General features: G+C 62.6%; 22 protein-coding genes and 1 tRNA gene. 5 read left to right on the plus strand and 18 right to left on the minus strand.

Going from position 1 to position 21,697, the window contains the following annotated elements:
• Nucleotides 1–33 precede the first annotated feature (33 nt).
• Nucleotides 34–1,524: an MDR family MFS transporter gene (locus ACQKPS_RS13310; RefSeq protein ID WP_427604629.1), complete on the plus strand. Its 1,491-nt coding sequence runs from the start codon at nt 34–36 to the stop codon at nt 1,522–1,524.
• A 132-nt stretch (nt 1,525–1,656) separates the two neighbouring features.
• On the opposite strand, the gene uvrB is transcribed toward ACQKPS_RS13310, so the two are convergent.
• Nucleotides 1,657–3,672, minus strand: a complete 2,016-nt coding sequence (gene uvrB, locus ACQKPS_RS13315; RefSeq protein ID WP_176510205.1) for an excinuclease ABC subunit UvrB — start codon at nt 3,670–3,672, stop codon at nt 1,657–1,659.
• Between the two features lie 287 nt (nt 3,673–3,959).
• Between uvrB and ACQKPS_RS13320 the strand changes: the two genes are divergently transcribed.
• Together ACQKPS_RS13320 and ACQKPS_RS13325 are read left to right on the plus strand one after the other, a co-directional pair.
• Complete coding sequence (locus tag ACQKPS_RS13320; protein WP_283725120.1) at nt 3,960–5,156, plus strand: amino acid aminotransferase; 1,197 nt, start codon at nt 3,960–3,962, stop codon at nt 5,154–5,156.
• A gap of 62 nt (nt 5,157–5,218) precedes the next feature.
• A tRNA-Asn gene (locus ACQKPS_RS13325) sits at nt 5,219–5,294 on the plus strand.
• 171 nt (nt 5,295–5,465) lie between these two features.
• Here the strand turns inward: ACQKPS_RS13325 and ACQKPS_RS13330 are convergent.
• The 4 genes from ACQKPS_RS13330 to ACQKPS_RS13345 form a co-directional block, all read right to left on the minus strand.
• Entirely contained in the window at nt 5,466–6,026 is a 561-nt protein-coding gene (locus ACQKPS_RS13330) for a DUF1285 domain-containing protein (RefSeq protein WP_427604400.1), read from the minus strand.
• Between the two features lie 10 nt (nt 6,027–6,036).
• The gene (locus tag ACQKPS_RS13335; RefSeq protein WP_254480895.1) at nt 6,037–6,642 is read right to left on the minus strand and encodes a DUF4823 domain-containing protein; all 606 of its coding nucleotides are present in this window, start codon (nt 6,640–6,642) and stop codon (nt 6,037–6,039) included.
• Nucleotides 6,643–6,708: 66 nt separating this feature from the next.
• Nucleotides 6,709–7,677: a GTP 3',8-cyclase MoaA gene (locus tag ACQKPS_RS13340; RefSeq protein ID WP_427604402.1), complete on the minus strand. Its 969-nt coding sequence runs from the start codon at nt 7,675–7,677 to the stop codon at nt 6,709–6,711.
• Between the two features lie 108 nt (nt 7,678–7,785).
• On the minus strand, nt 7,786–8,421 hold the full coding sequence (locus ACQKPS_RS13345) for a TetR/AcrR family transcriptional regulator (protein WP_110638337.1): 636 nt from the start codon (nt 8,419–8,421) through the stop codon (nt 7,786–7,788).
• A gap of 71 nt (nt 8,422–8,492) precedes the next feature.
• Between ACQKPS_RS13345 and ACQKPS_RS13350 the strand changes: the two genes are divergently transcribed.
• Entirely contained in the window at nt 8,493–9,626 is a 1,134-nt protein-coding gene (locus ACQKPS_RS13350; RefSeq protein WP_427604403.1) for an aminotransferase class V-fold PLP-dependent enzyme, read from the plus strand.
• Nucleotides 9,627–10,151: 525 nt separating this feature from the next.
• Here ACQKPS_RS13350 and ACQKPS_RS13355 read toward each other — a convergent pair.
• From ACQKPS_RS13355 to ACQKPS_RS13410, 12 genes are all read right to left on the minus strand, one after another.
• Complete coding sequence (locus ACQKPS_RS13355; RefSeq protein WP_427604405.1) at nt 10,152–10,934, minus strand: TatD family hydrolase; 783 nt, start codon at nt 10,932–10,934, stop codon at nt 10,152–10,154.
• A gap of 29 nt (nt 10,935–10,963) precedes the next feature.
• Nucleotides 10,964–11,950 carry a DNA polymerase III subunit delta' gene (locus ACQKPS_RS13360; protein ID WP_427604407.1) on the minus strand — a complete coding sequence of 329 codons (987 nt, stop codon included), beginning with the start codon at nt 11,948–11,950 and terminating at the stop codon, nt 10,964–10,966.
• Nucleotides 11,943–12,575, minus strand: a complete 633-nt coding sequence (gene tmk, locus ACQKPS_RS13365; RefSeq protein ID WP_254480900.1) for a dTMP kinase — start codon at nt 12,573–12,575, stop codon at nt 11,943–11,945. Before tmk ends, ACQKPS_RS13360 begins: the two co-directional genes overlap by 8 nt.
• 9 nt (nt 12,576–12,584) lie before the next feature.
• On the minus strand, nt 12,585–13,712 hold the full coding sequence (mltG, locus tag ACQKPS_RS13370; protein WP_427604409.1) for an endolytic transglycosylase MltG: 1,128 nt from the start codon (nt 13,710–13,712) through the stop codon (nt 12,585–12,587).
• Between the two features lie 4 nt (nt 13,713–13,716).
• The gene (pabC, locus tag ACQKPS_RS13375; RefSeq protein ID WP_427604410.1) at nt 13,717–14,532 is read right to left on the minus strand and encodes an aminodeoxychorismate lyase; all 816 of its coding nucleotides are present in this window, start codon (nt 14,530–14,532) and stop codon (nt 13,717–13,719) included.
• Nucleotides 14,532–15,776 carry a beta-ketoacyl-ACP synthase II gene (fabF, locus tag ACQKPS_RS13380; protein WP_176507626.1) on the minus strand — a complete coding sequence of 415 codons (1,245 nt, stop codon included), beginning with the start codon at nt 15,774–15,776 and terminating at the stop codon, nt 14,532–14,534. The genes pabC and fabF overlap by 1 nt, the downstream gene beginning before the upstream one ends.
• A 173-nt stretch (nt 15,777–15,949) precedes the next feature.
• The gene (gene acpP, locus ACQKPS_RS13385; protein ID WP_016391229.1) at nt 15,950–16,186 is read right to left on the minus strand and encodes an acyl carrier protein; all 237 of its coding nucleotides are present in this window, start codon (nt 16,184–16,186) and stop codon (nt 15,950–15,952) included.
• A 203-nt stretch (nt 16,187–16,389) separates the two neighbouring features.
• Nucleotides 16,390–17,130 (minus strand): 3-oxoacyl-ACP reductase FabG, encoded by a 741-nt coding sequence (gene fabG / locus ACQKPS_RS13390; RefSeq protein WP_054883751.1) that lies wholly within the window; start codon nt 17,128–17,130, stop codon nt 16,390–16,392.
• A 15-nt stretch (nt 17,131–17,145) separates the two neighbouring features.
• Nucleotides 17,146–18,084: an ACP S-malonyltransferase gene (gene fabD, locus ACQKPS_RS13395; protein WP_427604413.1), complete on the minus strand. Its 939-nt coding sequence runs from the start codon at nt 18,082–18,084 to the stop codon at nt 17,146–17,148.
• 126 nt (nt 18,085–18,210) lie between these two features.
• Entirely contained in the window at nt 18,211–19,221 is a 1,011-nt protein-coding gene (gene plsX / locus ACQKPS_RS13400) for a phosphate acyltransferase PlsX (RefSeq protein WP_186604072.1), read from the minus strand.
• A 3-nt stretch (nt 19,222–19,224) separates the two neighbouring features.
• Entirely contained in the window at nt 19,225–19,407 is a 183-nt protein-coding gene (gene rpmF / locus ACQKPS_RS13405) for a 50S ribosomal protein L32 (RefSeq protein WP_003247154.1), read from the minus strand.
• Nucleotides 19,408–19,420: 13 nt separating this feature from the next.
• Nucleotides 19,421–19,948: a YceD family protein gene (locus ACQKPS_RS13410; RefSeq protein WP_027919446.1), complete on the minus strand. Its 528-nt coding sequence runs from the start codon at nt 19,946–19,948 to the stop codon at nt 19,421–19,423.
• A gap of 96 nt (nt 19,949–20,044) precedes the next feature.
• Between ACQKPS_RS13410 and ACQKPS_RS13415 the strand changes: the two genes are divergently transcribed.
• A complete protein-coding gene (locus tag ACQKPS_RS13415) occupies nt 20,045–20,623 on the plus strand; it encodes a Maf family protein (RefSeq protein ID WP_254480904.1) in 579 nt (192 codons plus the stop codon).
• 39 nt (nt 20,624–20,662) lie between these two features.
• On the opposite strand, the gene ACQKPS_RS13420 is transcribed toward ACQKPS_RS13415, so the two are convergent.
• Nucleotides 20,663–21,697: a S49 family peptidase gene (locus ACQKPS_RS13420; protein ID WP_254480905.1), complete on the minus strand. Its 1,035-nt coding sequence runs from the start codon at nt 21,695–21,697 to the stop codon at nt 20,663–20,665.

Consider the following 21,697-nt stretch of genomic DNA (forward strand, 5'->3'; position numbering starts at 1 on the left):
ACTGCGGAGCCGACCCGACGCGACTGGATCGCGGTGATGAGCGTGATGCTGGGGGCCTTCATGGCCGTGCTGGATATCCAGATCACCAACTCCTCGCTCAAGGACATACAGGGCGCGCTTTCAGCGACGCTGGAGGAAGGCTCGTGGATATCCACCTCCTACCTGGTGGCGGAAATCATCATGATTCCGCTGACCGCCTGGCTGGTGCAGCTGCTCTCGGCGAGGCGCCTGGCGGTGTGGGTGTCTGGCGGTTTCCTGGTGTCCTCGTTGCTCTGCTCGATGGCCTGGAACCTCGAGAGCATGATCCTGTTCCGTGCCCTACAGGGTTTCACCGGCGGCGCGCTTATTCCGCTGGCATTCACCCTGACCCTGATCAAACTGCCTGAGCATCACCGTGCCAAAGGCATGGCCATGTTCGCCATGACAGCCACCTTCGCCCCGTCGATCGGCCCCACCCTTGGCGGCTGGCTGACCGAAAACTGGGGCTGGGAATACATCTTCTATATCAACATCCCGCCCGGGCTGGTGATGATCGCCGGCCTGCTCTATGGCCTGGAGAAGAAAGAAGCGCACTGGGAACTGCTGAAAAGCACCGATTATGCGGGCATCGTCACCCTCGGCGTGGGCCTGGGTTGCTTGCAGGTCTTCCTTGAGGAGGGCCACCGCAAGGACTGGCTGGAGTCGAACCTGATCGTCGGCCTGGCGACCGTCGCCGTGATCAGCCTGACCACCTTCGTCATCCTGCAGCTGTCCAAACCGCAGCCCCTGATCAACCTGCGCATCCTCGGCAACCGCAATTTCGGCCTGTCGAGCATTGCCAGCCTGGGCATGGGCGTGGGGCTTTACGGTTCGATCTACCTGCTGCCGCTGTACCTGGCACAGATCCAGGGCTACAACGCCCTGCAGATCGGCGAAGTGATCATGTGGATGGGCATTCCGCAGCTGTTTCTGATTCCGCTGGTGCCGCAAATCATGAAGGTGGTGTCGCCCAAGCTGCTGTGCGCCCTCGGCTTCTGCCTGTTCGGTGTCGCCAGTTTCGGCTCGGGGGTGTTGAACCCGGACTTTGCCGGGCCGCAGTTCAACCATATCCAGATCATCCGCGCCCTCGGCCAGCCGATGATCATGGTGACCATTTCGCTGATCGCCACGGCGTATATCCAGCCGCAGGATGCCGGGTCTGCGTCGAGCCTGTTCAACATTCTGCGCAACCTGGGCGGCGCGATCGGCATCGCCCTGCTGGCAACCTTGCTGGATGCGCGGACCAAGGTGTATTTCGATTACCTGCGGGAGTCGGTGGTACCGAGCAATCCGCAGGTGGCGGAGCGGCTGGCGCAATTGGCGGAGCGATTGGGCAGTGACAGTGCGGCGTTGGGCAAGCTGAGCGAGATTACCCACCAGCAGGCGCTGATCATGGCCTACAACGATGCCTTCCACTTTGTCGGGATCGGGCTGGCGGTGAGCATGGTGGCAGTGCTGTTGACCCGGAAGCTGCCGGAGGGGTTGAAGGCTGGGGAAGCCCACTGAGATTTGTATTGCCTGTACCGGCCTCTTCGCGGGTGAACCCGCTCCCACAGGGATCTCACAGCACTTGAGAGCTATGTAATACCTGTGGGAGCGGGTTTACCCGCGAAGAGGCCGGTACAGTAAGCAAAGAAATCAGCTGGTGATCAGGCGCTCGCGCAACTGGGTAATCTCGTCCCGCAGCTGCGCGGCAGCTTCGAATTCGAGGTCGCGGGCAAGCTGCATCATCTTCTCTTCCAGCTGCTTGATGCGCTTGGTGATCTCGCCCGGCGTTCGCAGCTCGGCCTCGTAACGGGCGCTCTCCTCCGCCGCCTTGGCCATGCCCTTGCGCTTCTTGCTGCGCGCGCCGGGCACGGTGGCGCCTTCCATGATGTCGGTGATGTCCTTGACCACACCCTTGGGCACGATGCCGTTGGCCTGGTTGAACGCGATCTGCTTCTCCCGGCGCCGCTCCGTCTCATCGATGGCGCGCTGCATGGAGCCTGTGATGTTGTCGGCATACAGGATCGCCCGGCCATTGAGGTTACGTGCGGCACGGCCAATGGTCTGGATCAGCGAGCGCTCGGAACGCAGGAAGCCTTCCTTGTCGGCATCCAGAATGGCCACCAGCGACACCTCAGGCATGTCCAGGCCCTCGCGCAGCAGGTTGATGCCCACCAGCACATCGAAGGTGCCCAGGCGCAAGTCACGGATGATCTCAACGCGCTCCACCGTGTCGATGTCCGAGTGCAGGTAGCGTACCCGCACATCGTGGTCGGCCAGGTAGTCGGTGAGGTCTTCGGCCATGCGCTTGGTCAGCGTGGTCGCCAGCACCCGGTCGCCCTGGGCGACGCGCTTGCGGATCTCCGACAGCAGGTCGTCGACCTGGGTCAGCGCCGGGCGCACTTCAACCTGTGGGTCGACCAGGCCGGTCGGGCGCACTACCTGCTCCACCACCCGGCCGGCATGCTCGGCTTCATAGGGGCCAGGGGTGGCAGACACGAAGATGGTCTGCGGGCTCACAGCCTCCCACTCGTCAAAGCGCATCGGCCGGTTATCCAGTGCCGACGGCAGGCGGAAGCCGTATTCGACCAGGGTTTCCTTGCGCGAGCGGTCGCCCTTGTACATGGCGCCCACCTGGGGAACGCTGACGTGGGACTCGTCGATCACCAGCAGGGCATCGGCCGGCAGGTAATCGTAGAGCGTGGGCGGCGGCGCGCCGGCCGGGCGCCCGGACAGGTAGCGCGAGTAGTTCTCGATGCCGTTGCAGTAACCCAGTTCGAGGATCATTTCCAGGTCGAAACGGGTGCGTTGCTCCAGGCGCTGGGCTTCGACCAGCTTGTTGGCCTTGTGCAGGTACTCGAGCCGGTCCTGCAACTCTTCCTTGATGCCCTCCACCGCCTCCAGCAGGGTTTCCCGCGGGGTCACGTAGTGGCTCTTGGGGTAGAAGGTGAAGCGTGGCAGCTTGCGGAAAACCTCGCCGGTCAGCGGGTCGAAGGCGGCGATATTCTCGACCTCGTCATCGAACAGCTCGATGCGGATGGCCTCGAGGTCGGATTCGGCCGGGAAAATGTCGATCACATCGCCACGCACACGGAATGTGGCGCGGGCGAAGTCCATCTCGTTGCGGGTGTATTGCAGGTCGGCCAGCCGGCGCAACAAGGCGCGCTGGTCAAGCTTGTCGCCCCGGTCGACGTGCAGGACCATCTTCAGGTAGGTCTCGGGGCTGCCGAGGCCGTAGATGCACGACACGGTGGTGACGATGATCGCATCGCGCCGTTCCAGCAGCGCCTTGGTCGCCGACAGGCGCATCTGTTCAATGTGGTCGTTGATCGAGGCATCCTTCTCGATGAAGGTGTCCGACGACGGCACGTAGGCCTCTGGCTGGTAGTAGTCGTAGTAGGAGACGAAGTACTCCACCGCGTTGTTCGGGAAGAACGCCTTGAACTCGCCATACAACTGCGCCGCCAGGGTCTTGTTCGGCGCCAGCACCAGGGTGGGCCGCTGCACCTGCTGGATGACATTGGCGATGCTGAAGGTCTTGCCCGAGCCGGTCACCCCCAGCAGGGTCTGGTGCGACAGGCCTGCGTCGATACCCTCGACCATCTGGCGGATGGCCTCGGGCTGGTCGCCGGCCGGCTGGAAACGGGTGACGAGCTGGAACTCGGACATGACGGACCTCGCGGTAACGCAGTAACTGTAAATTTAGCCAGTAGTCTATACCCAAATGCGCCCGCCTGGGGCCGGAATCAAGGCCAAGCTGTGAGTGCGCATTACGGTGGACCGGGCATTTCGACCAATGGTCGAAAAATATTTGCGCAAATCGCCGGAAAAGCTGCGCCCGACTGTCGCAGTGACCGGGCGGTATCACTATACTGACTCCCCGTTTGTGCACCGCTTCAGTGCATTCGGCTGGAGCGTGTACGCCCTATCACTCTCCAATCAGAGCCGAAGTAACAATGAGCCTGTTTTCCGCTGTCGAGCTGGCACCCCGCGACCCTATCCTGGGCCTCAACGAAGCATTCAACGCCGACCCTCGTACCGACAAGGTCAACCTGGGCGTAGGCGTGTACTGCAATGAGGAAGGCCGCATTCCGCTGCTGCGCGCCGTGATCGAAGCCGAAACCCAGCGTGCAGCCCAGCACGCCTCGCGCGGCTACCTGCCGATCGATGGTATCGCCACCTACGACCAGGCCGTGCAGAAACTGCTGTTCGGTGCCGAATCGCCCCTGCTGGCCGCTGGCCGCGTGGTCACCGTGCAGGCTGTAGGCGGCACTGGCGCTCTGAAGATCGGCGCCGACTTCCTCAAGCGCATTTCGCCGAATGCCGTGGTTGCCATCAGCGACCCGAGCTGGGAAAACCACCGTGCGCTGTTCGAAAGCGCGGGTTTCCCGGTGCAGAACTACCGTTACTACGACGCACCGAGCAACGACGTCAACCGCACCGGCATGCTCGAAGACCTCAACGCCCTGCCATCCGGTTCGATCGTCGTGCTGCACGCCTGCTGCCACAACCCGACCGGCGTAGACCTGACCCTGGACGACTGGAAGAATGTTCTGGAAGTGGTCAAGGCCAAGGGCCACGTGCCATTCCTCGACATGGCCTACCAGGGCTTCGGTGACGGCATCGGCGAAGACGCCTTCGCCGTGCGCCTGTTCGCCGAATCGGGCATGGAGTTCTTCGTTTCCAGCTCGTTCTCCAAGTCGTTCTCGCTGTACGGCGAGCGCGTCGGCGCACTGTCGATCGTCACCGCCTCGAAAGACGAAAGCACCCGTGTCCTCTCGCAGGTCAAGCGTGTGATCCGCACCACCTACTCCAACCCGCCGACCCACGGCGCGACCATCGTCGCCACCGTGCTCAACAGCGCCGAGCTGCGCCAGATGTGGGAAGCGGAGCTTGGCGAGATGCGCGAACGCATCCACGGCATGCGCAAGCAGATGGTATCGCTGCTGGCCGAATACGGCGCCAAGCGCGACTTCAGCTTCGTCGGCCGCCAGGTGGGCATGTTCTCCTACTCGGGCCTGACCGTTGAGCAGGTTACCCGCCTGAAGAACGACTTCGGCATCTATGCCCTGGACACCGGTCGCATCGCCGTCGCCGCGCTGAACCAGAGCAACATTCACGTGGTTACCAAGGCCATCGTTGAAGTGCTGTAACTGATTGATTTGTCAGGGGGAGGCTTGACTTCCCCCTGGCAATCGGTAAGATACGCGCAGATTCCGCGATAGCTCAGTCGGTAGAGCAAATGACTGTTAATCATTGGGTCCCTGGTTCGAGTCCAGGTCGCGGAGCCAAACACTGAGAAAGCCCCTGTATGCGCAAGCATCAGGGGCTTTTTCGTTGTCTGACGGAAGATCTTCAGCCAGGCATCTCAGGCCCCACACATCACTGCCTGACCGGCGCCCGGCGGCACAGGGTGCAAACGGCCAATCAGAAGGAAAAGCAGCAGGCCAGCCGGCACGCTCTCAGCAATTGCGCCCGATCGGATAGAACACACCATGGCTCCACACCCCGAGCCACTCCTCGCCATCGATCACCCGTGGCACCGCCAGGTCGACCAACTGGTAGAACACATTGCGGTGGATCAACGCCTCGAGATTGCTGCGCATCAGCACATAAGGCGACGGCTCCTGGGTATCAGGATCGATTTCAACCCGCAACGGGTGCTGCGGCCCTGCCTCGGCCTGATCCTCGACATTGCTGGTAAAGCGCAGCACCTGTGCCTCACCACTGCCGAGCACCTCAAGCGACACGGCCACGAATGGAGCATCATCGACGCGGATGCCGACCTTCTCCACCGGGGTAATCAGGAAATAATCATCGCCATCGCGGCGTATGATCGTCGAAAACAGACGAACCATGGGCTTACGCCCGATGGGCGTACCCAAGTAGTACCACGTCCCATCGCGGGCAATACGCATGTCGATATCGCCGCAGAAATCCGGGTTCCACAGATGCACCGGCGGCAGCCCCTTGTGCTTGGGAACTTGCGCCAGTAGATCGTTGGCCTTGCCGGAATCCGTCATCGCCCTGCCCTCACTCGCTCATGCCCAGAAGGCTACGAGCGTACTCGCGCATCGGTGCTCCAAGCAAATCCTGGGGCGACTGGTCGTGGAACGTCAACAAACCGCCGCGGCTCTTGATCCGCACCGTGTCGATCAGGTATCGCGTATTGGTCTCGATCAGCATCATCTGGACGACACCGGTGTCCCAACCCACGCGGTCGACGGCCTGCTCGTCATACCATTCATCGCCGTTGCCGATGCGGTCATCCGTGCGAGCGAAGCGGGTATACAGGACATAGTCGGCGCCCACCGAGCGGGCCTGGGTGATCGCCTCTTCGAGCCCAAGCGGCCCTTGCGCGCGACGCACCAGCGGGAAGTACTCGATGAAGCTCTTGAATGCCTCTTCGGCCACTACATTCTGCTTCGGCAACGGCCCCTTGCCTGGCGGCATGAACGCGCCTTGGCCGATGAAGATGAACGAATCAGGCTGCAGGCGAATCGACAAGCTACGACGGGTATCGCTGTGGTCCAGCAAACCGGCATCGCTCATGTGGTAACGGACGCCCTCGCCCATATCGCTGACATTCATGCAACCGCCCAACGCCATCAGCGTCAGCAGCAAGACCAGGCTACGCATCTTTCCTCCAGTGGCCGGTGACGAAAAACCGGCGAATAGCCGGCGGATGCAGCTTTTGCGCCAGCTTCAGCCGCCAATCACCTTCATCACCATCACATCACCTGAAAACGCCAGTTCCTGCTTGTCTGCCAAGGCTTTTACCAGTAGCCGCTGCAAGCCAGGGAGCGCCTGATGACGGGGTTTCTCCAGCAGGTCGCCGACATAGTGACGATTGCCGGAGGACAGGCAGCCGTGCAGCCAGCCGGTCGAGGACAGGCGCAGACGCGAGCAGGTAGGACAGAACGGCACGCTTTCATTGGCTATGACGCCGAAATGGCCTTGCCCCGGGATCTGGTAGCGCAGCGCCGTAGCATCCAGCGGTGCGTCGACCTGCTGGTAGGCATAACGGCCGCCGATCACATCGAGCAATGCCTCGAGCCCGACAAACTGCTGCAGGAACGCGTTGTTGTCCCGGGCCAGGTGGCCCATGCGCATCAGCTCGATGAAACGCAGCTCGAACCCCCGCGCCATGCAGTAGTCGAGCATCGGCAGCACCTGATCGAGGTTCTGCCCACGCATTGGCACCATGTTGACCTTGATCCGCATGCCCATGGCGCTGGCCTGGTCCATGCCTGCCAACACGCTGGCCAAGTCACCGCCACGGGCGATGCGGCGGAACGCGTGGGGATCGAGGGTATCGAGCGACACGTTCAAGCGGCGAATACCGGCTGCCTGCAGTCGTGGCAGCTTGCGGGTGAGCAGTTGCCCGTTGGTGGTCAGCGTGATGTCGTCAAGGTCGAGCTTGGCTACCGCCGCCAGAAAGGCATCCAGTCGAGGGCTGACCAGCGGCTCGCCTCCGGTAATGCGCAAGCGCTCGATACCAGCAGCTTCGATGAGGTAGGCCACGCCCCGCGCCAAGGCATCCGCCGACAGTTCATCCTGGGTTGCTACCAGGCGCTTGCCGTCCGGCACACAGTAGCTGCAGGCGTAATTACAGGCAGCCGTCAGGCTGACGCGCAGGTTGCGAAAACGCCTGCCTTGACGATCGACGATCATGGATGACTCCGGCATGGATGAATCGGGGCTGGCAAAACTTGACTCATGGTTCAAGTTTTTGCAAGTCCCCTTTTACACCCCAGTTTCACCCGGTGACGACAAGTACCTTCAGTTAGCCGCTTCCGGATCACGCTTGCGCTTGTTGCCCATGCGCACGCCGATATCCATGAGGAACTGGAAGAAGCCTTCCTGATCTTCCAGCACGTTGCTCCAGAACGGCGAGTGGTACAGCGCCACGGCGCCATGTACCAACGCCCAGGCGGCGCAGTAGTGGAAGTACGGCGGCACGTCTTCAAGCTTGCCTTCGCTGATGCGGCCCTTGATCAGCTGGGTCAGGCGGTCGAAGTTGGAAGCGCGGATGCTGTGCAACTGCTCGACCATTTCCGGTACCTGGTTGCCCTTGACCACCTTTTCTTCCAGACGGTCGAACAGCCGGTAGCGCTGCGGGTCGCGCATGCGGAACTCGAAGTAGGCGCGCGACAGCGCCTCCTTGTCGCGATCGACATCGGCCGAGTGCAACAGCGCGTTCAGGTCACGCTCATAGTCGAGCATCAGGCGCAGGTAGATCTCCGCCTTGGACTTGAAGTGCTTGTAGATCGTGCCTTTGCCGATACCCACGGCGTCGGCGATCATCTCGACAGTGACGCTGTCTTCACCCTGTTCGAGGAACAGCTTCAACGCGGTATCGAGGATTTCCTGTTCGCGACGGCGAAACTCACGGACCTTACGAGGTTCTTTCTGCATAGGAAGGACTGGATGACAGTGAAGCGGTTTATTATGCCTAACTTGCAGCAAATTGCACGGATCATCCAACCATGTCTATGTTTCTCGATGAGTTTGCCCAGGCGCCGGGGCTGCGTTACCTGAACCATGCGGCCATCGCGCCCTGGCCACGCCGGGCCAGCGAGGCCGTGGCACGCTTTGCTCAGGTCAACGTGCGCCTGGGTGCGAGCGACTACCCGGCATGGCTGGCCACCGAACGCAGGCTGCGGGAAAGGCTGGCACGCCTGGTCAACGCCCCATCCCAGGCCGATATCGCGTTGGTGAAAAACACGTCAGAGGCGCTTTCGCTGGTCGCGTTCGGCCTCGACTGGCAAGCCGGTGACCAGGTGGTGATCAGTGACGAGGAATTTCCCTCCAACCGGGTCGTCTGGGAAGCCTTGGGCGCGCGTGGCGTCGAGGTAACCAAGGTGAGCCTCGCCGGGCCTGACCCTGAAGCGGCACTGCTCGCGGCCTGCGGGCCGCGTACACGCCTGCTGGCAGTGAGCGCCGTGCAGTTCGCCAGCGGCCTGCGCCTGGACCTGCACCGCCTTGGTGAGGGATGCCGGGCACGTCATGTCCTGTTCTGCGTCGATGCCATCCAGCAGATTGGCGCCCTGCCTTTCGACGTGCAGCACGCTCAATGCGACTTCGCCATGGCCGACGGCCACAAGTGGATGCTGGGCCCCGAGGGCATGGGCCTGTTCTATTGCCGCGCGGCACTGCGCCCGCAGTTGAAGCTGCATGCTTATGGCTGGCATATGCTCGAACAGCTGGGCGACTTCGACCGCCGCGAGTGGCAGCCGGCACGTAGCGCAAGGCGTTTTGAATGCGGCAGCCCGAACATGCTGGGTGCGTGCGCACTGGAGGCCAGCCTGTCATTGCTGGAGGAAATAGGCATGGCGGAGGTTGGCCGGCACTTGCAACTGCGGGTCGAGCAACTGCTTCAGGGCCTGGCCAGTATTCCCGGCGTATACCTGCATAGCCCCGTATCCCCTGAAAAACGTGCGGGTATCGTCACTTTCAGCCTCCTGGGACAGGACAGCACGGCTGTCTATCGAAGCTTGATGGCGGAGCAGACGATCTGTGCTCTGAGAGGTCCAGGTATACGATTTTCGCCACATTTCTATACCAGTGAGCAGCTGATCGACGAAGCTGTCCAGCAAATACGGCGTTTGGCCATGCGCTGAGGGAGGAAGGGATAGCGGGCGTATTCCAAATCTGTTTAAAAAACGAACAGAGAAGCACTGGCACTGCGCCAAACCTGACCAATACTTGAAGTGTTGGCGCGGCGCATCCCCCCCAAGTGGCGCGCCAATAAAGGTGCCCAGGGACCGCGTACCTTTGTTTTACTCCTAATGGTCTTAACCCGGATTCCCCCCCCAGAACCCGGGTTTTTTTTGCCTGGGGAGAAGCAGGAAGATTGCAATTGGGCCGGGAAGTGCCTGCCTTGGCATCTTCTGCGCCTGCAAGATCGAGCGCCGCCCGCGCGGCGCATCGCGGATAAATCCGCTCCTACATTTGTTGCAACGTGGCCATGCCTGTGAGGCCATGGTTGTCAGCCGGTTTGCACGGCTCAAGCCATGCGCCAAGGCGGGCAACCATGGCCTATCAGGTTCGGCACGTTGCAACAAATGTAGGAGCGGATTTATCCGCGATGCGCCGCGCGGGCGGCGCTTGATCTCTGCGACAACGCCAACCTCGAGCCCTACCCCTCAGGCCACTCTTGCCAACGGGAACAGGCGCTTGAAATTGCCCGTGGTCTGCTCTGCCAACTGCTGGTAGCTGACCCCACGCAACGACGCCACATACTCCGCCACCTCCCGCACATACTGCGGTAGGTTCGGCTTGCCACGATGCGGGATCGGTGCCAGGTACGGCGAGTCGGTTTCAACCAGCAGGCGATCGACCGGCACCTGCCGCGCCACCTCGCGCAGAGCATCGGCATTGCGGAAGGTAACAATACCGGACAACGAGATGTAGTAGCCCAGGTCCAGTGCCGCCTTGGCCATCTCCCAGTCTTCAGTGAAGCAGTGCAGCACGCCCGCCTGCGGCAGGTTCGCTTCACGCAACAGCGCCAGGGTATCGGCCCGCGCCGCACGGGTATGCACGATGACCGGCTTGCCGGTCTGGCGCGAGGCCTCCAGGTGCAGGCGGAACGATGCCTGCTGCAACGCGGCGGCTTCCGGCTCGTAGTGGTAGTCCAGGCCGGTTTCGCCAATCGCCACCACATGCGGGTGCGCCAACTCGCGCAGCAGCCATTCCAGCGCAGGCGTCTCACCCGGCGCCAGGTCCAGCGGGTGCACGCCCACCGAGCAGTCGACATCGGCGTACTGCTCGCTCAGCGCCTTCACCGCCCCGGCATTTTCGGCGCTGACGCCAATGCACAGGAAATGCCCGACCCCCCGCTCGCGCGCTGCCTGCAGGGCAGCATCGAGGGAGCCCTGATGGGCGCTCAGGTCAAGACGGTCGAGATGGCAATGGGAATCTACGAGCATGGGAGGCGGCACACATGAAAGATGAAAAGTCAGCGGGAACCGGGCAGCTGCACCCAGTGGCCCAGCAGCGCTTCCAGCAGCAATACACGATTGAGGTTGGCCTTGCCGAGCACCTTCTGGCGCTGTTCGAGGATCCAGGCCTGGACCTCCAGCACCTTGCCCTGACGAGCCTTCTGCGCGAGGTACTGCACCACCTTGCGCATGTCGGCCAAGCCCAACCCCGCTTCATCCTGGGTCAACTGGTAGCGCAGGATCAAGTGCGACCAGTCGCAAAACCAGTCGAACAGCAACAGCAGCGGCACATTGCTCCAGGCCTCGGCCAGCTGACTGGGCGATTGCTGCTGCTTGAGCAGCTTCTTCACCCCGTCGGTCACCAAGGCCCGTTGCTCACGCACACCTTGCGCTTGCAGGCTGACCGCCATCAGCGGCGAACCGGCGGCGAGGGTCAGCAGCTCTTCGCGCTCGGCCTCGTCGCTGTCGGGCAACGCCGTGGCCAGCCATGCCTGGCTCTGCGCCAGGCTGGGCTGTGGACAGACGACTTGCTGGCAGCGGCTCTTGATCGTCGGCAACAGGCGGCTGGGCTGATGACTGACCAGCAGCAGCACGGTATCGCCCGAAGGCTCCTCCAGGCTTTTGAGCAAGGCGTTGGAAGCGTTGACGTTCATCGCCTCGACCGGCTCGATCAGCACCACTTTACGCCCGCCCAGCTGCGCCGTCTGTACCACGAAAGACACCAGTTCGCGCACCTGATCGACCTTGATCGGCGTGTCGGCCTCCTCCGGCTCCAGCACGAAGTTATCCGGGTGGCTGCCAGCCTTGAGCAACAGGCACGACTTGCACTGCCCGCAGGCATCCAGCGCCTGCGGCTGCTGGCACAGCAGACGCGCCATCAGCCGTTCGGCCAGGGCGCGCTTGCCGATGCCCTGCGGCCCGTGCAGCAGATAAGCGTGGGCGTGGCGGGCGCGCCCGGCCAGCTGCTGCCACAGCGCCTGCTGCCAGGGGTAGGCCTCAGCCACGGCAACGCTCCACGATGCCCGGCAGCAGCGCGTCGATGGCGCGCTGCACGGCCTCCAGTGGCTGGGCAGCGTCAAGCAGGCTGTAGCGTTGCGGCGCGCCGTGGGCGCGTTGCAGATAGGCTTGGCGCACGGCCTCGAAGAAGGCCAGGCCTTCCTGCTCGAAACGGTCCAGGCGACCGCGGGCGGCAGCACGGGCCAGGCCGACGTCCACCGGCAGGTCGAAGACCAGGGTCAAGTCCGGACGCAGGTCCGCCTGGACGAATTGTTCCAGCGCAGCGATACGCTCCACCGACAGCCCGCGGCCGCCGCCCTGGTAAGCGTAGGTGGCATCGGTGAAACGATCGCAAAGCACCACCGCGCCACGGGCAAGCGCCGGGCGAATCACTTCGGCCAGGTGCTGGGCACGGGCAGCGAATACCAGCAGCAATTCGGTGTCTGCGGCCATCACTTCAGCGCTGGGTGCCAGCAACAGTTCGCGGATTTTTTCAGCCAGCGGCGTACCGCCAGGCTCGCGGGTCAACACCACGTCCAGGCCCTGCTCGCGCAGGCGTGCAGCCAGGTAATCGCGATTGGTGCTCTTGCCCGCGCCTTCGGGGCCTTCAAGTGTAATAAACAAGCCGCTCACTGGCAGTCCTTAATGTTGTTCGTCGGGCGTTGGCGTGTCGGCCGGCGCGGCCTCGCTGGCAGGGTCCTGCTCGACGGGTTCGGCCGCGTCTGCAGGCGCACTTTGCGACGCCGGGCTGGACCGGTAATCCGCACGACGCTTGAGCTGAAACTCACGCACCGCCGAGTTGTGATCGTCCAGGTCATCGGAAAACACGTGGCTGCCATCGCCACGGGCAACGAAGTACAGGCTGGTGCCATCGGCCGGGTTGAGCGCGGCATGAATCGCCTCGCGCCCGACCATGGCGATCGGTGTCGGTGGCAGGCCGGTCATGGTGTAGGTGTTATAGGGCGTCGGTTCGCGCAGGTCGGCGCGGGAAATCTTGCCGTTGTAGCGCTCACCCATGCCGTAGATCACCGTCGGGTCGGTCTGCAGCATCATGCCCAGGCGCAGGCGGCGGACGAAAACCCCGGCGATTTGCCCGCGCTCCTGGGGAATGCCGGTTTCCTTCTCCACCAGCGAGGCCATGATCAAGGCCTGGTAGGGGTCACGGTAAGGCAGGTCAGTGGTGCGCTCGGCCCACTCCTTGGCCAGTACTTCGTCCAGGCGCATGTAGGCCTGCTGCAGCAGCTCGACGTCACTGGTGCCGCGGACGAAGCGGTAGGTGTCAGGGAAGAAGCGGCCTTCGGGGAACACACCGGTGTGGCCGAGCTTGTCCATCACTTCAGCGTCGGAAAGGCCATCCAGGGTGTGCTTGAGCTTTTCATGCCTGGCCACCGCCGAACGCACCTGGCGGAAGGTCCAGCCTTCGACCAGGGTCAGGTTGTATTGCACCACATCGCCACGGCGCCAGACGTCGAACAGTTGTTCCACGGTCATGCCGGGGGTGAGGCGATACTCGCCGGTATGCAACTGCGTGCCGGCCATGTTGAAGCGCCAGTACAGCCGCAGCCAGACGGCGTCATCGAGCAAGCCTTCGGCCTGCATGCGATAGAACATGCGGTTGGGGTTGGTGCCACTGGGCACGTCGAGCAGGCGCTCTTCGGCCACATGCAGGGGCTGCCCCAGCACCGAGTTGATCTTCCAGGCCGACCAGCCCAGGGCCAGGCCGGCGAGGATCAAGCCCATTTCCAGCAGCAGCAGGAATTTGCGTCTCACGAATTCAGGTATCCAGTAACGTACGGGCAACGGCCTGCAGTTTACGGGTGAGCGGGCCCGGCGACCAGTTCAGGGCGGCAATTGCGCGCACGGGCCAGACGCCGTAGACACTGTTGCAGACAAACACTTCGTCCGCCTGTTGCAGTTCTTCGAACGCGATATCCCGCACCTGCACCGGCATGCCCAGCCGTTGCGCGTGTTCCAGCAAGGCACCTCGCATCACGCCGGCAACCCCGCAACGGCTAAGGTCGGCCGTGAGCAGCACGCCACTGCGCACCAGGAACAGGTTGCTGTATACACCTTCGACTACTCTGCCCTGCCCGTCACGCATCAGGCCTTCGGCATGCTCGCTGTCCTGCCATTCGGCACGGGCCAGCACCTGCTCCAGGCGATTGAGATGTTTGAGGCCGGCCAGCAACGGTTGCTCCGCAAGCCGGGTCTGGCAAGGGAACAGCCGCACGCCGTGCTCGGCATGTTCGACAGGATAGCCGGGCAGCGGGCTGCCCTGGAGGACCCGCCGCGGCGCAACGCCGGCAACCGGCGCGTAGCCACGCTGGCTGTCGCCGCGGGTGAGGACCAGCTTGGCGACACCGTCACCGAGCTGACTGGCGAAGCGCTGGATTTCATCACGCACCAGCGCCAGGTCGACGTCGATCATCAGCCGCTGGCAGCCCAGTGCCAGGCGGGCCAGATGGCCGTCCAGCAGACTGGGCCGCCCAGCGCGCACGGCGATGGTCTCGAACAGGCCATCGCCGTAGGCCAGGCCGCGGTTCTGCAAATTGATCGCAGTCGCAGGCTGGCCGTCGATCCAGCTGTGCATCAATCGGCGAACCGGCGGAACACCAGCGAACCGTTGGTGCCACCAAAGCCGAACGAGTTGGACAGCACCACGTCGATCGGCATGCTGCGCGCCTGGTGCGGTACGAAGTCGAGGTCACAGCCTTCGTCCGGCTCATCGAGGTTGATGGTCGGCGGTGCCATCTGGCTGTTGATCGCCAGCACGCTGAAGATCGCCTCAACTGCACCGGCGGCGCCGAGCAGGTGGCCGGTCATCGACTTGGTCGAGCTGACCGCCAGCTTGTAGGCATGCTCGCCGAACACGCGCTTGATCGCCGCGACTTCAGCAATATCGCCGGCCGGGGTCGAGGTACCGTGGGCGTTGATGTAGCTGACCGCTTCTGGCTGGATGCCGGCATCGCGCAGGGCGTTGGCCATGCAACGGGCAGCACCTTCACCGCTGTCAGGTGGCGAGGTCATGTGATAGGCGTCACCGCTCATGCCGAAACCGACCAGCTCGGCATAGATGGTCGCACCACGGGCCTTGGCGTGCTCCAGTTCTTCGAGTACCAGGGCACCGGCACCGTCGGACAGCACGAAGCCGTCACGGCCCTTGTCCCACGGACGGCTGGCACGGGTTGGTTCATCGTTGCGGGTCGACAGCGCACGGGAAGCACCAAAGCCGCCCATGCCCAGGCCACACGCAGCCATTTCGGCGCCACCGGCAATCATCACGTCGGCTTCACCGTAGGCGATGTTGCGCGCGGCCATGCCGATGCAGTGGGTGCCGGTGGTGCAAGCGGTGGCGATGGCGTAGTTCGGCCCCTGCAGCCCCAGGTGGATCGACAGGAAGCCGGAGATCATGTTGATGATCGAACCGGGCACGAAGAACGGCGAAATACGGCGCGGGCCTTGCTCGTGCAAGGTACGGCTGGTTTCTTCGATATTGGTCAGGCCGCCGATACCCGAGCCCATGGCTACGCCAATGCGCTCACGGTTGGCGTCGGTGACTTCCAGGCCGGCATTACGCACCGCCTGAAAACCGGCCGCCAGGCCGTACTGAATGAACAGGTCGAGCTTGCGGGCCTCTTTCGCCGACAGATACTGCTCAACCTCGAAGCCTTTCACCGAGCCGCCAAAACGGGTGGAGTAGGCAGACAGGTCCGTATGCTCGATCGGACCAATGCCACTGCGGCCAGCCAGAATGCCCTGCCAGGTGCTCGGTACATCGGTACCCAGTGGCGACAGCATGCCCATACCGGTGACCACGACGCGTCTACGCGACACAGTACTCTCCTTTTCTAATCACAGAGTTTCTTGCCATTGCATTCAAGCGATGGAATGAAATGGCAACAAGCTCTCGTAGCGAGCGAAACGACGGCGCTGGCTCGCAAAGAAAAAACCGCACGCCGGCAAAGGCAGTGCGGTTCTTCTCGACAAGAAGCGTCGACTACAACGTCTTAGGCCTTGTGGCTGTTGACGTAGTCGATTGCAGCTTGAACGGTAGTGATCTTCTCGGCTTCTTCGTCAGGGATTTCGGTCTCGAATTCCTCTTCCAGAGCCATCACCAGCTCAACGGTGTCAAGCGAATCGGCACCCAGGTCATCGACGAAGGAAGCTTCGTTCTTCACTTCCTCTTCCTTGACGCCCAGTTGCTCGGCGACGATTTTCTTGACGCGTTCTTCGATGGTGCTCATACCTAGTTTTCACTCCTAATGGACATATGTCAGGCAGCTGGCCGGTGACCAAGTTTATAGAAAGACGTTCGCTTTTCAAGCGGAACGCACCTCCCCTTGAGCCACCGCACCCGCTGCCTGGAATCTGGTTGCAGCTTTATAACGGATTTTAGGCTCGCAGTATGACTCTTTTTTGAAGCAATCCGTCACATTGCGTTGCAGTTTTACATGTACATCCCGCCGTTGACCGGCACGGTAGCGCCGGTAACGTAGCCAGCGCCGTCCGATGCCAGGAACGAAACCACCTTGGCGATTTCGTCAGCCTGGCCCAGGCGGCCCAGCGGAATCTGGGTCTGCAGGGCTTCGCGCTGCGCTTCTGGCAGTTCGCGGGTCATGTCGGTGTCGATGAAGCCCGGGGTCACCGAGTTGACGGTGATGCCACGCGAGCCCACTTCACGCGCCAGGGCGCGGCTGAAGCCTTCGAGGCCGGCCTTGGCCGCCGCGTAGTTGGCCTGGCCGGCGTTGCCCATGGCACCGACGACCGAACCGATGCTGATGATACGACCCCAGCGCGCCTTGGTCATGCCACGCAGCACGCCCTTGGACAGACGGTAGAGGCTGTTCAGGTTGGTGTCGATCACGTCGAACCACTCGTCGTCCTTCATGCGCAGCATGAGGTTGTCGCGGGTGATACCGGCGTTGTTGACCAGAATGGCCGGTGCGCCGAACTGCTCACCGATGGCGGCCAGCACGGCCTCCACCGACTCGGCGCTGGTGACGTTCAGTTCCATGCCAGTGCCGGCGATGCCATGTTCTTTCAAGGTGGCGGCGATGCGCTCGGCACCGGAAGCCGAAGTGGCGGTGCCGATCACGGTCGCGCCCTGGCGGCCCAGCTCGAGGGCGATGGCTTGGCCAATACCACGGCTGGCGCCGGTGACCAGTGCAACTTTACCTTGCAGGCTCATGCAAGCTTCTCCAAATCAGGCCAGCGCCGCACGGGTGGCGGCGACAGCGTCAGGGGTATTGAGGTTGTAAGTGGTCACGCCGTCGGCACAACGCTTGTTCAGGCCAGCCAGGACTTTGCCCGGGCCGCACTCGACCAGGTTGACCGCGCCATTGGCAGCCAGGGTCTGCACGCACTCGACCCAGCGTACCGGCTGATACAGCTGTGCCAGCAGGTCCTGCTTCAGGGCGTCGAGGTCGGCAGCGATGGCGGCGGTGACGTTCTGCACCACCGGGATCTGCGGGGCCTTCCATTCGATAGCATTGACCGATTCGGCGAAACGCTCGGCGGCCGGCTTCATCAGGGCGCAATGCGACGGCACGCTGACCGCCAGCGGCAGGGCGCGCTTGGCCCCCTTGGCCTTGCACAGCTCCATGGCGCGATCGACCGCAGCCTTGTTACCGGCGATGACCACCTGGCCTGGCGAGTTGAAGTTCACGGCGCTGACCACTTGGTCTTCGGCCGCTTCGGCGCAGATTTCCACCACGACGGCGTCATCCAGGCCCAGGATCGCCGCCATGGCACCGTGACCGGCAGGCACGGCTTCCTGCATCAGCTGACCACGACGCTCGACCAGGCGCACGGCGTCTTTCAGCGACAGGGCGCCCGCAGCGACCAGGGCGCTGTATTCGCCCAGGCTATGGCCGGAAACGAACGCCGGTTGTACGCCGCCCTCTTCCAGCCACAGGCGCCACAGGGCGATGGAAGCGGTGAGGATCGCCGGCTGGGTCTTGTCGGTTTGGTTGAGTTGTTCTTCCGGGCCTTCCTGGACCAGCTTCCACAGGTCGTAGCCCAGAGCCTCGGAAGCCTCCTTGAAGGTCTCGATGACCACCGGCTTATCAGCGCCGAGTTCGGCGAGCATGCCCAGCGACTGGGAACCTTGACCGGGGAAGACGAATGCGAGGGATGCAGACATTGAACAAGCCCTTATGATCTTGTCATCGGATAGGTGCGCCGGGCCTTGGGCCGGGCGCGGAATCTGAAAACTTGGATGGAAATACAGACCAAGCGGTCACATTTAAGCACTTCATCGGCGAAATGCCTAAGGCAACAAATCTTCGAGGCGACCATGCAGCCGCTGCGGGAGGTTTTCCTGGATCTCGATCAGCGCCCGCTGGATCGCGCTCTGGAAGCCCTGCACGCCTGCCGAGCCATGGCTCTTGATGACGATGCCCTGCAGGCCAAGGAAGCTCGCGCCATTGTGCCGCGCTGGCGCCAGGTCGGCCTGCAGGCGCTTGAGCAACGGCATCGCCATTGCCCCTGCCACCCGCGACAACGCGCCGCCCTTGAACAGCTTTTCGATACGGGCGCCGATCATGGTCGCCAGGCCTTCGCTGGACTTGAGCAGGATGTTGCCGACAAAACCGTCACACACCACCACATCCGCCTCACCGCGGTACAGGCCATCACCTTCGACGAAGCCGACATAGTTGAGGCCACGGGCGTTCTGCAGCAAGGTGGCCGCCAGCTTGACCTGCTGGTTGCCCTTGATGTCTTCGGTACCGATGTTCAGCAGCGCCACGCGTGGCCGGTGAATACCCAGGGCCTGGGCAGCCACGGAGCCCATGACGGCGAACTGGTAGAGATTTTCCGCACTGCAGTCGACGTTGGCGCCAAGGTCGAGCAGCTGGCAATAACCAGCCTGGGTCGGGATCGCCGCGACCATGGCAGGCCGATCGATACCCGGCAAGGTCTTGAGCACGAATCGCGACAGCGCCATCAGCGCCCCGGTATTGCCGGCACTCACGCAGGCCTGGGCCTTGCCGTCACGCACCAGTTCGAGGGCGATGCGCATCGACGAATCCGGCTTGCCGCGCAACGCCTGGGATGGCCGCTCGTCCATACCGACTACCTCGCTGGCGGCGACAATCTGCAAGCGCGCGCGATCCGCAGCCGCAAGGCCGCTGACAAGATCTTCAAGGAGGGAGGGTTGACCGACGAGGGTCAGGTGCAGCGAGGGGGTAGCTGAAAGGCAGGCAATGCTAGCCTGGACAATGCTGCGGGGACCGAAGTCCCCGCCCATTGCGTCGATCGCGATGATCTGAGCGGACAAGGATTACTCGTCAGCGCCCTTGTCGACCACTTTGCGGCCACGGTATACGCCTTCTGGCGAAACGTGGTGACGCAGGTGCACTTCACCGGTGGTCTTTTCTACCGACAGCGCGTTTTCCGACAGGGCGTCGTGGGAACGGCGCATGTCACGGGCAGAGCGGGATTTTTTGTTCTGCTGAACAGCCATAATTGATTAACTCCTAAACGTTTGGGTCACGCTTTAACTGCGCCAAAACACTGAACGGGTTGGACCGCGATACCTCGTCCTTGCTCGATTCGGGCTCGTCTGCGCCCGCCGGCTGCTGGCATTCTTCCGGATGGTGAGCAGGCACGATAGGCAAGGCGAGCAGCAGCTCCTCCTCGACCAAGGCCTGCAGATCCAAAGGATCTTCGCCCAGTTCCAGCACGTCATAGCCTTTCGGCAACGACTGGGTATTCGCACCCTCCTTCACCACGGCGTAAGTACATTCGCTGTGGATCGGCAGGGTGACCAGCTCAAGACAACGCTGGCAAACCATTTTGACTTCGACGTCCAGCTCGCTGTGGATAACCACCACGTGCTGTTCATCTCGTTCAAAATCGAACTTCGCCTGCACCGTACCGACATCGTCGGAAAGCGGGTCGCAGAGTCTTTCCAAATCAGCGAGTTGCAGCGTACCAGTGATGGATACGCCTCGGTCGGCTAATTTGCGCGGGTCAACGTGAGGTGGAATCGGGTCATTCAACATAGGCGCAGCATTCTAGGGATGCCCCCCGCCCCTGTCAAAGGAAATTAGGCGGCATCTCACATGTTAGAATCGGGTTCAACTGACCAGGAGTCTATCATGCTGCCTCTGTTGCTGGCTTCCAGCTCTGCCTACCGGCGCGAACTGCTCGCGCGCCTGCGCCTGCCCTTCACCTGGGCAAGCCCCGACCTAGACGAGCGACGCCTGGCTGACGAGCCCGCCGTGGAGCTGGTGAAACGCCTGGCCAGGCAAAAGGCCGAAGCGCTGGCCGGCAGCCATCCGGGGCACCTGATCATCGGCTCCGACCAGGTCGCGGTATTGGGCGAGCAGATCCTCGGCAAGCCGCACACCTTTGATCGCGCCTGCGAGCAGTTGCTCGAAGCCAGCGGCCAGCAGGTGACCTTCCTGACCGGGCTGGCGCTGCTCAATACCGCAACCGGGCACTGCCAGGTCGACTGCGTGCCGTTCACGGTCATCATGCGCGAGCTGGATCGGGAGCGGGTGGAGCGCTATGTGCAGGCGGAGCAGCCGCTGGATTGCGCGGGGAGCTTCAAGGCGGAAGGTTTGGGGGTGAGTTTGTTTCAAAGCACCCACGGGTGCGATGCCACCAGCCTGATCGGGCTGCCACTGATTCGGCTGGTGGATATGCTGACCCGGGAAGGCGTGGTAATACCTTGAGACACCAGGGGGCCGCTGCGCAGCCCCGACAATCTCGAATCAGCGCAACTGCGGCCCCTGGAACCCCATCCACATGGCCAGGTGTTCAGCCACGCTGGCACCAATACGCTTGGAGAAGCGATCGAACGGCGATTCCTGCACGGTGTAATCGACCAGGTCCTTTTCACCCACGATCTCACGCGCCACATAGCTGGCACTGCCCAGCCCATCCACCAGCCCCAGCGCCTTGGCCTGCTCGCCCGACCAGACCAGGCCACTGAACAGCTCCGGATGCTCCTTGTCCTTCAGGCGCTCGCCCCGCCCCTGCTTGACCATGGCGATGAATTGCTGGTGCGTGGTATTGAGCACCCCCTGCCAGAACGCACGCTCCTCAGGTTTTTCAGGCGAGAACGGATCGAGGAACGCCTTGTGCTCGCCAGCGGTGTAGGTACGACGCTCGACACCCAGCTTCTCCATGGAGCCGACGAAGCCGTAGCCGGCCGCTGTTACACCAATGGAGCCGACCAGGCTGGCCTTGTCGGCATAGATCTCATCCGCCGCACTGGCGATGTAATAAGCACCGGAAGCCCCCAGGTCGGCTATCACTGCATACAACTTGGTATCCGGGTGTTCAGCACGCAGGCGACGGATCTCGTCATACACATAGCCTGCCTGCACAGGGCTGCCACCCGGACTGTTGATGCGCAGGACCACCGCCTTGGTCTTGGGGTCCTTGAACGCATCGCGCAGGCTCTTGACGATATTGTCGGCGCTGGCCGCTTCCTGGTCGGCAATCACCCCGCGCACTTCAACCAGGGCTGTGTGATTACCACTGCGCGACGCGGCCTTGTCCACATCCATGAACGGCAGGAACAGGGCGAGAATGCCGAACAGGTAGATAAAGGTCAGGAGCTTGAAGAAGATCCCCCACCGCCGGGACCGACGCTGCTCCTGGACACCGGCCAGCAAGGTCTTTTCCAGCAACTTCCAGCTCTTCTGCTCGACACGAGCCTCTTCGCGCTGCGCTTCACGCGCTTCGCGGGCGAGGCGCTCCTCTGCGGTCTCGTTAACCGGCGCTTTCCACTCGTCAGCCAT

The sequence above is a fragment of the Pseudomonas sp. NPDC086566 genome (assembly GCF_050280885.1).
In the GTDB taxonomy this organism is placed as follows: Bacteria; Pseudomonadota; Gammaproteobacteria; order Pseudomonadales; family Pseudomonadaceae; genus Aquipseudomonas; species Aquipseudomonas vlassakiae.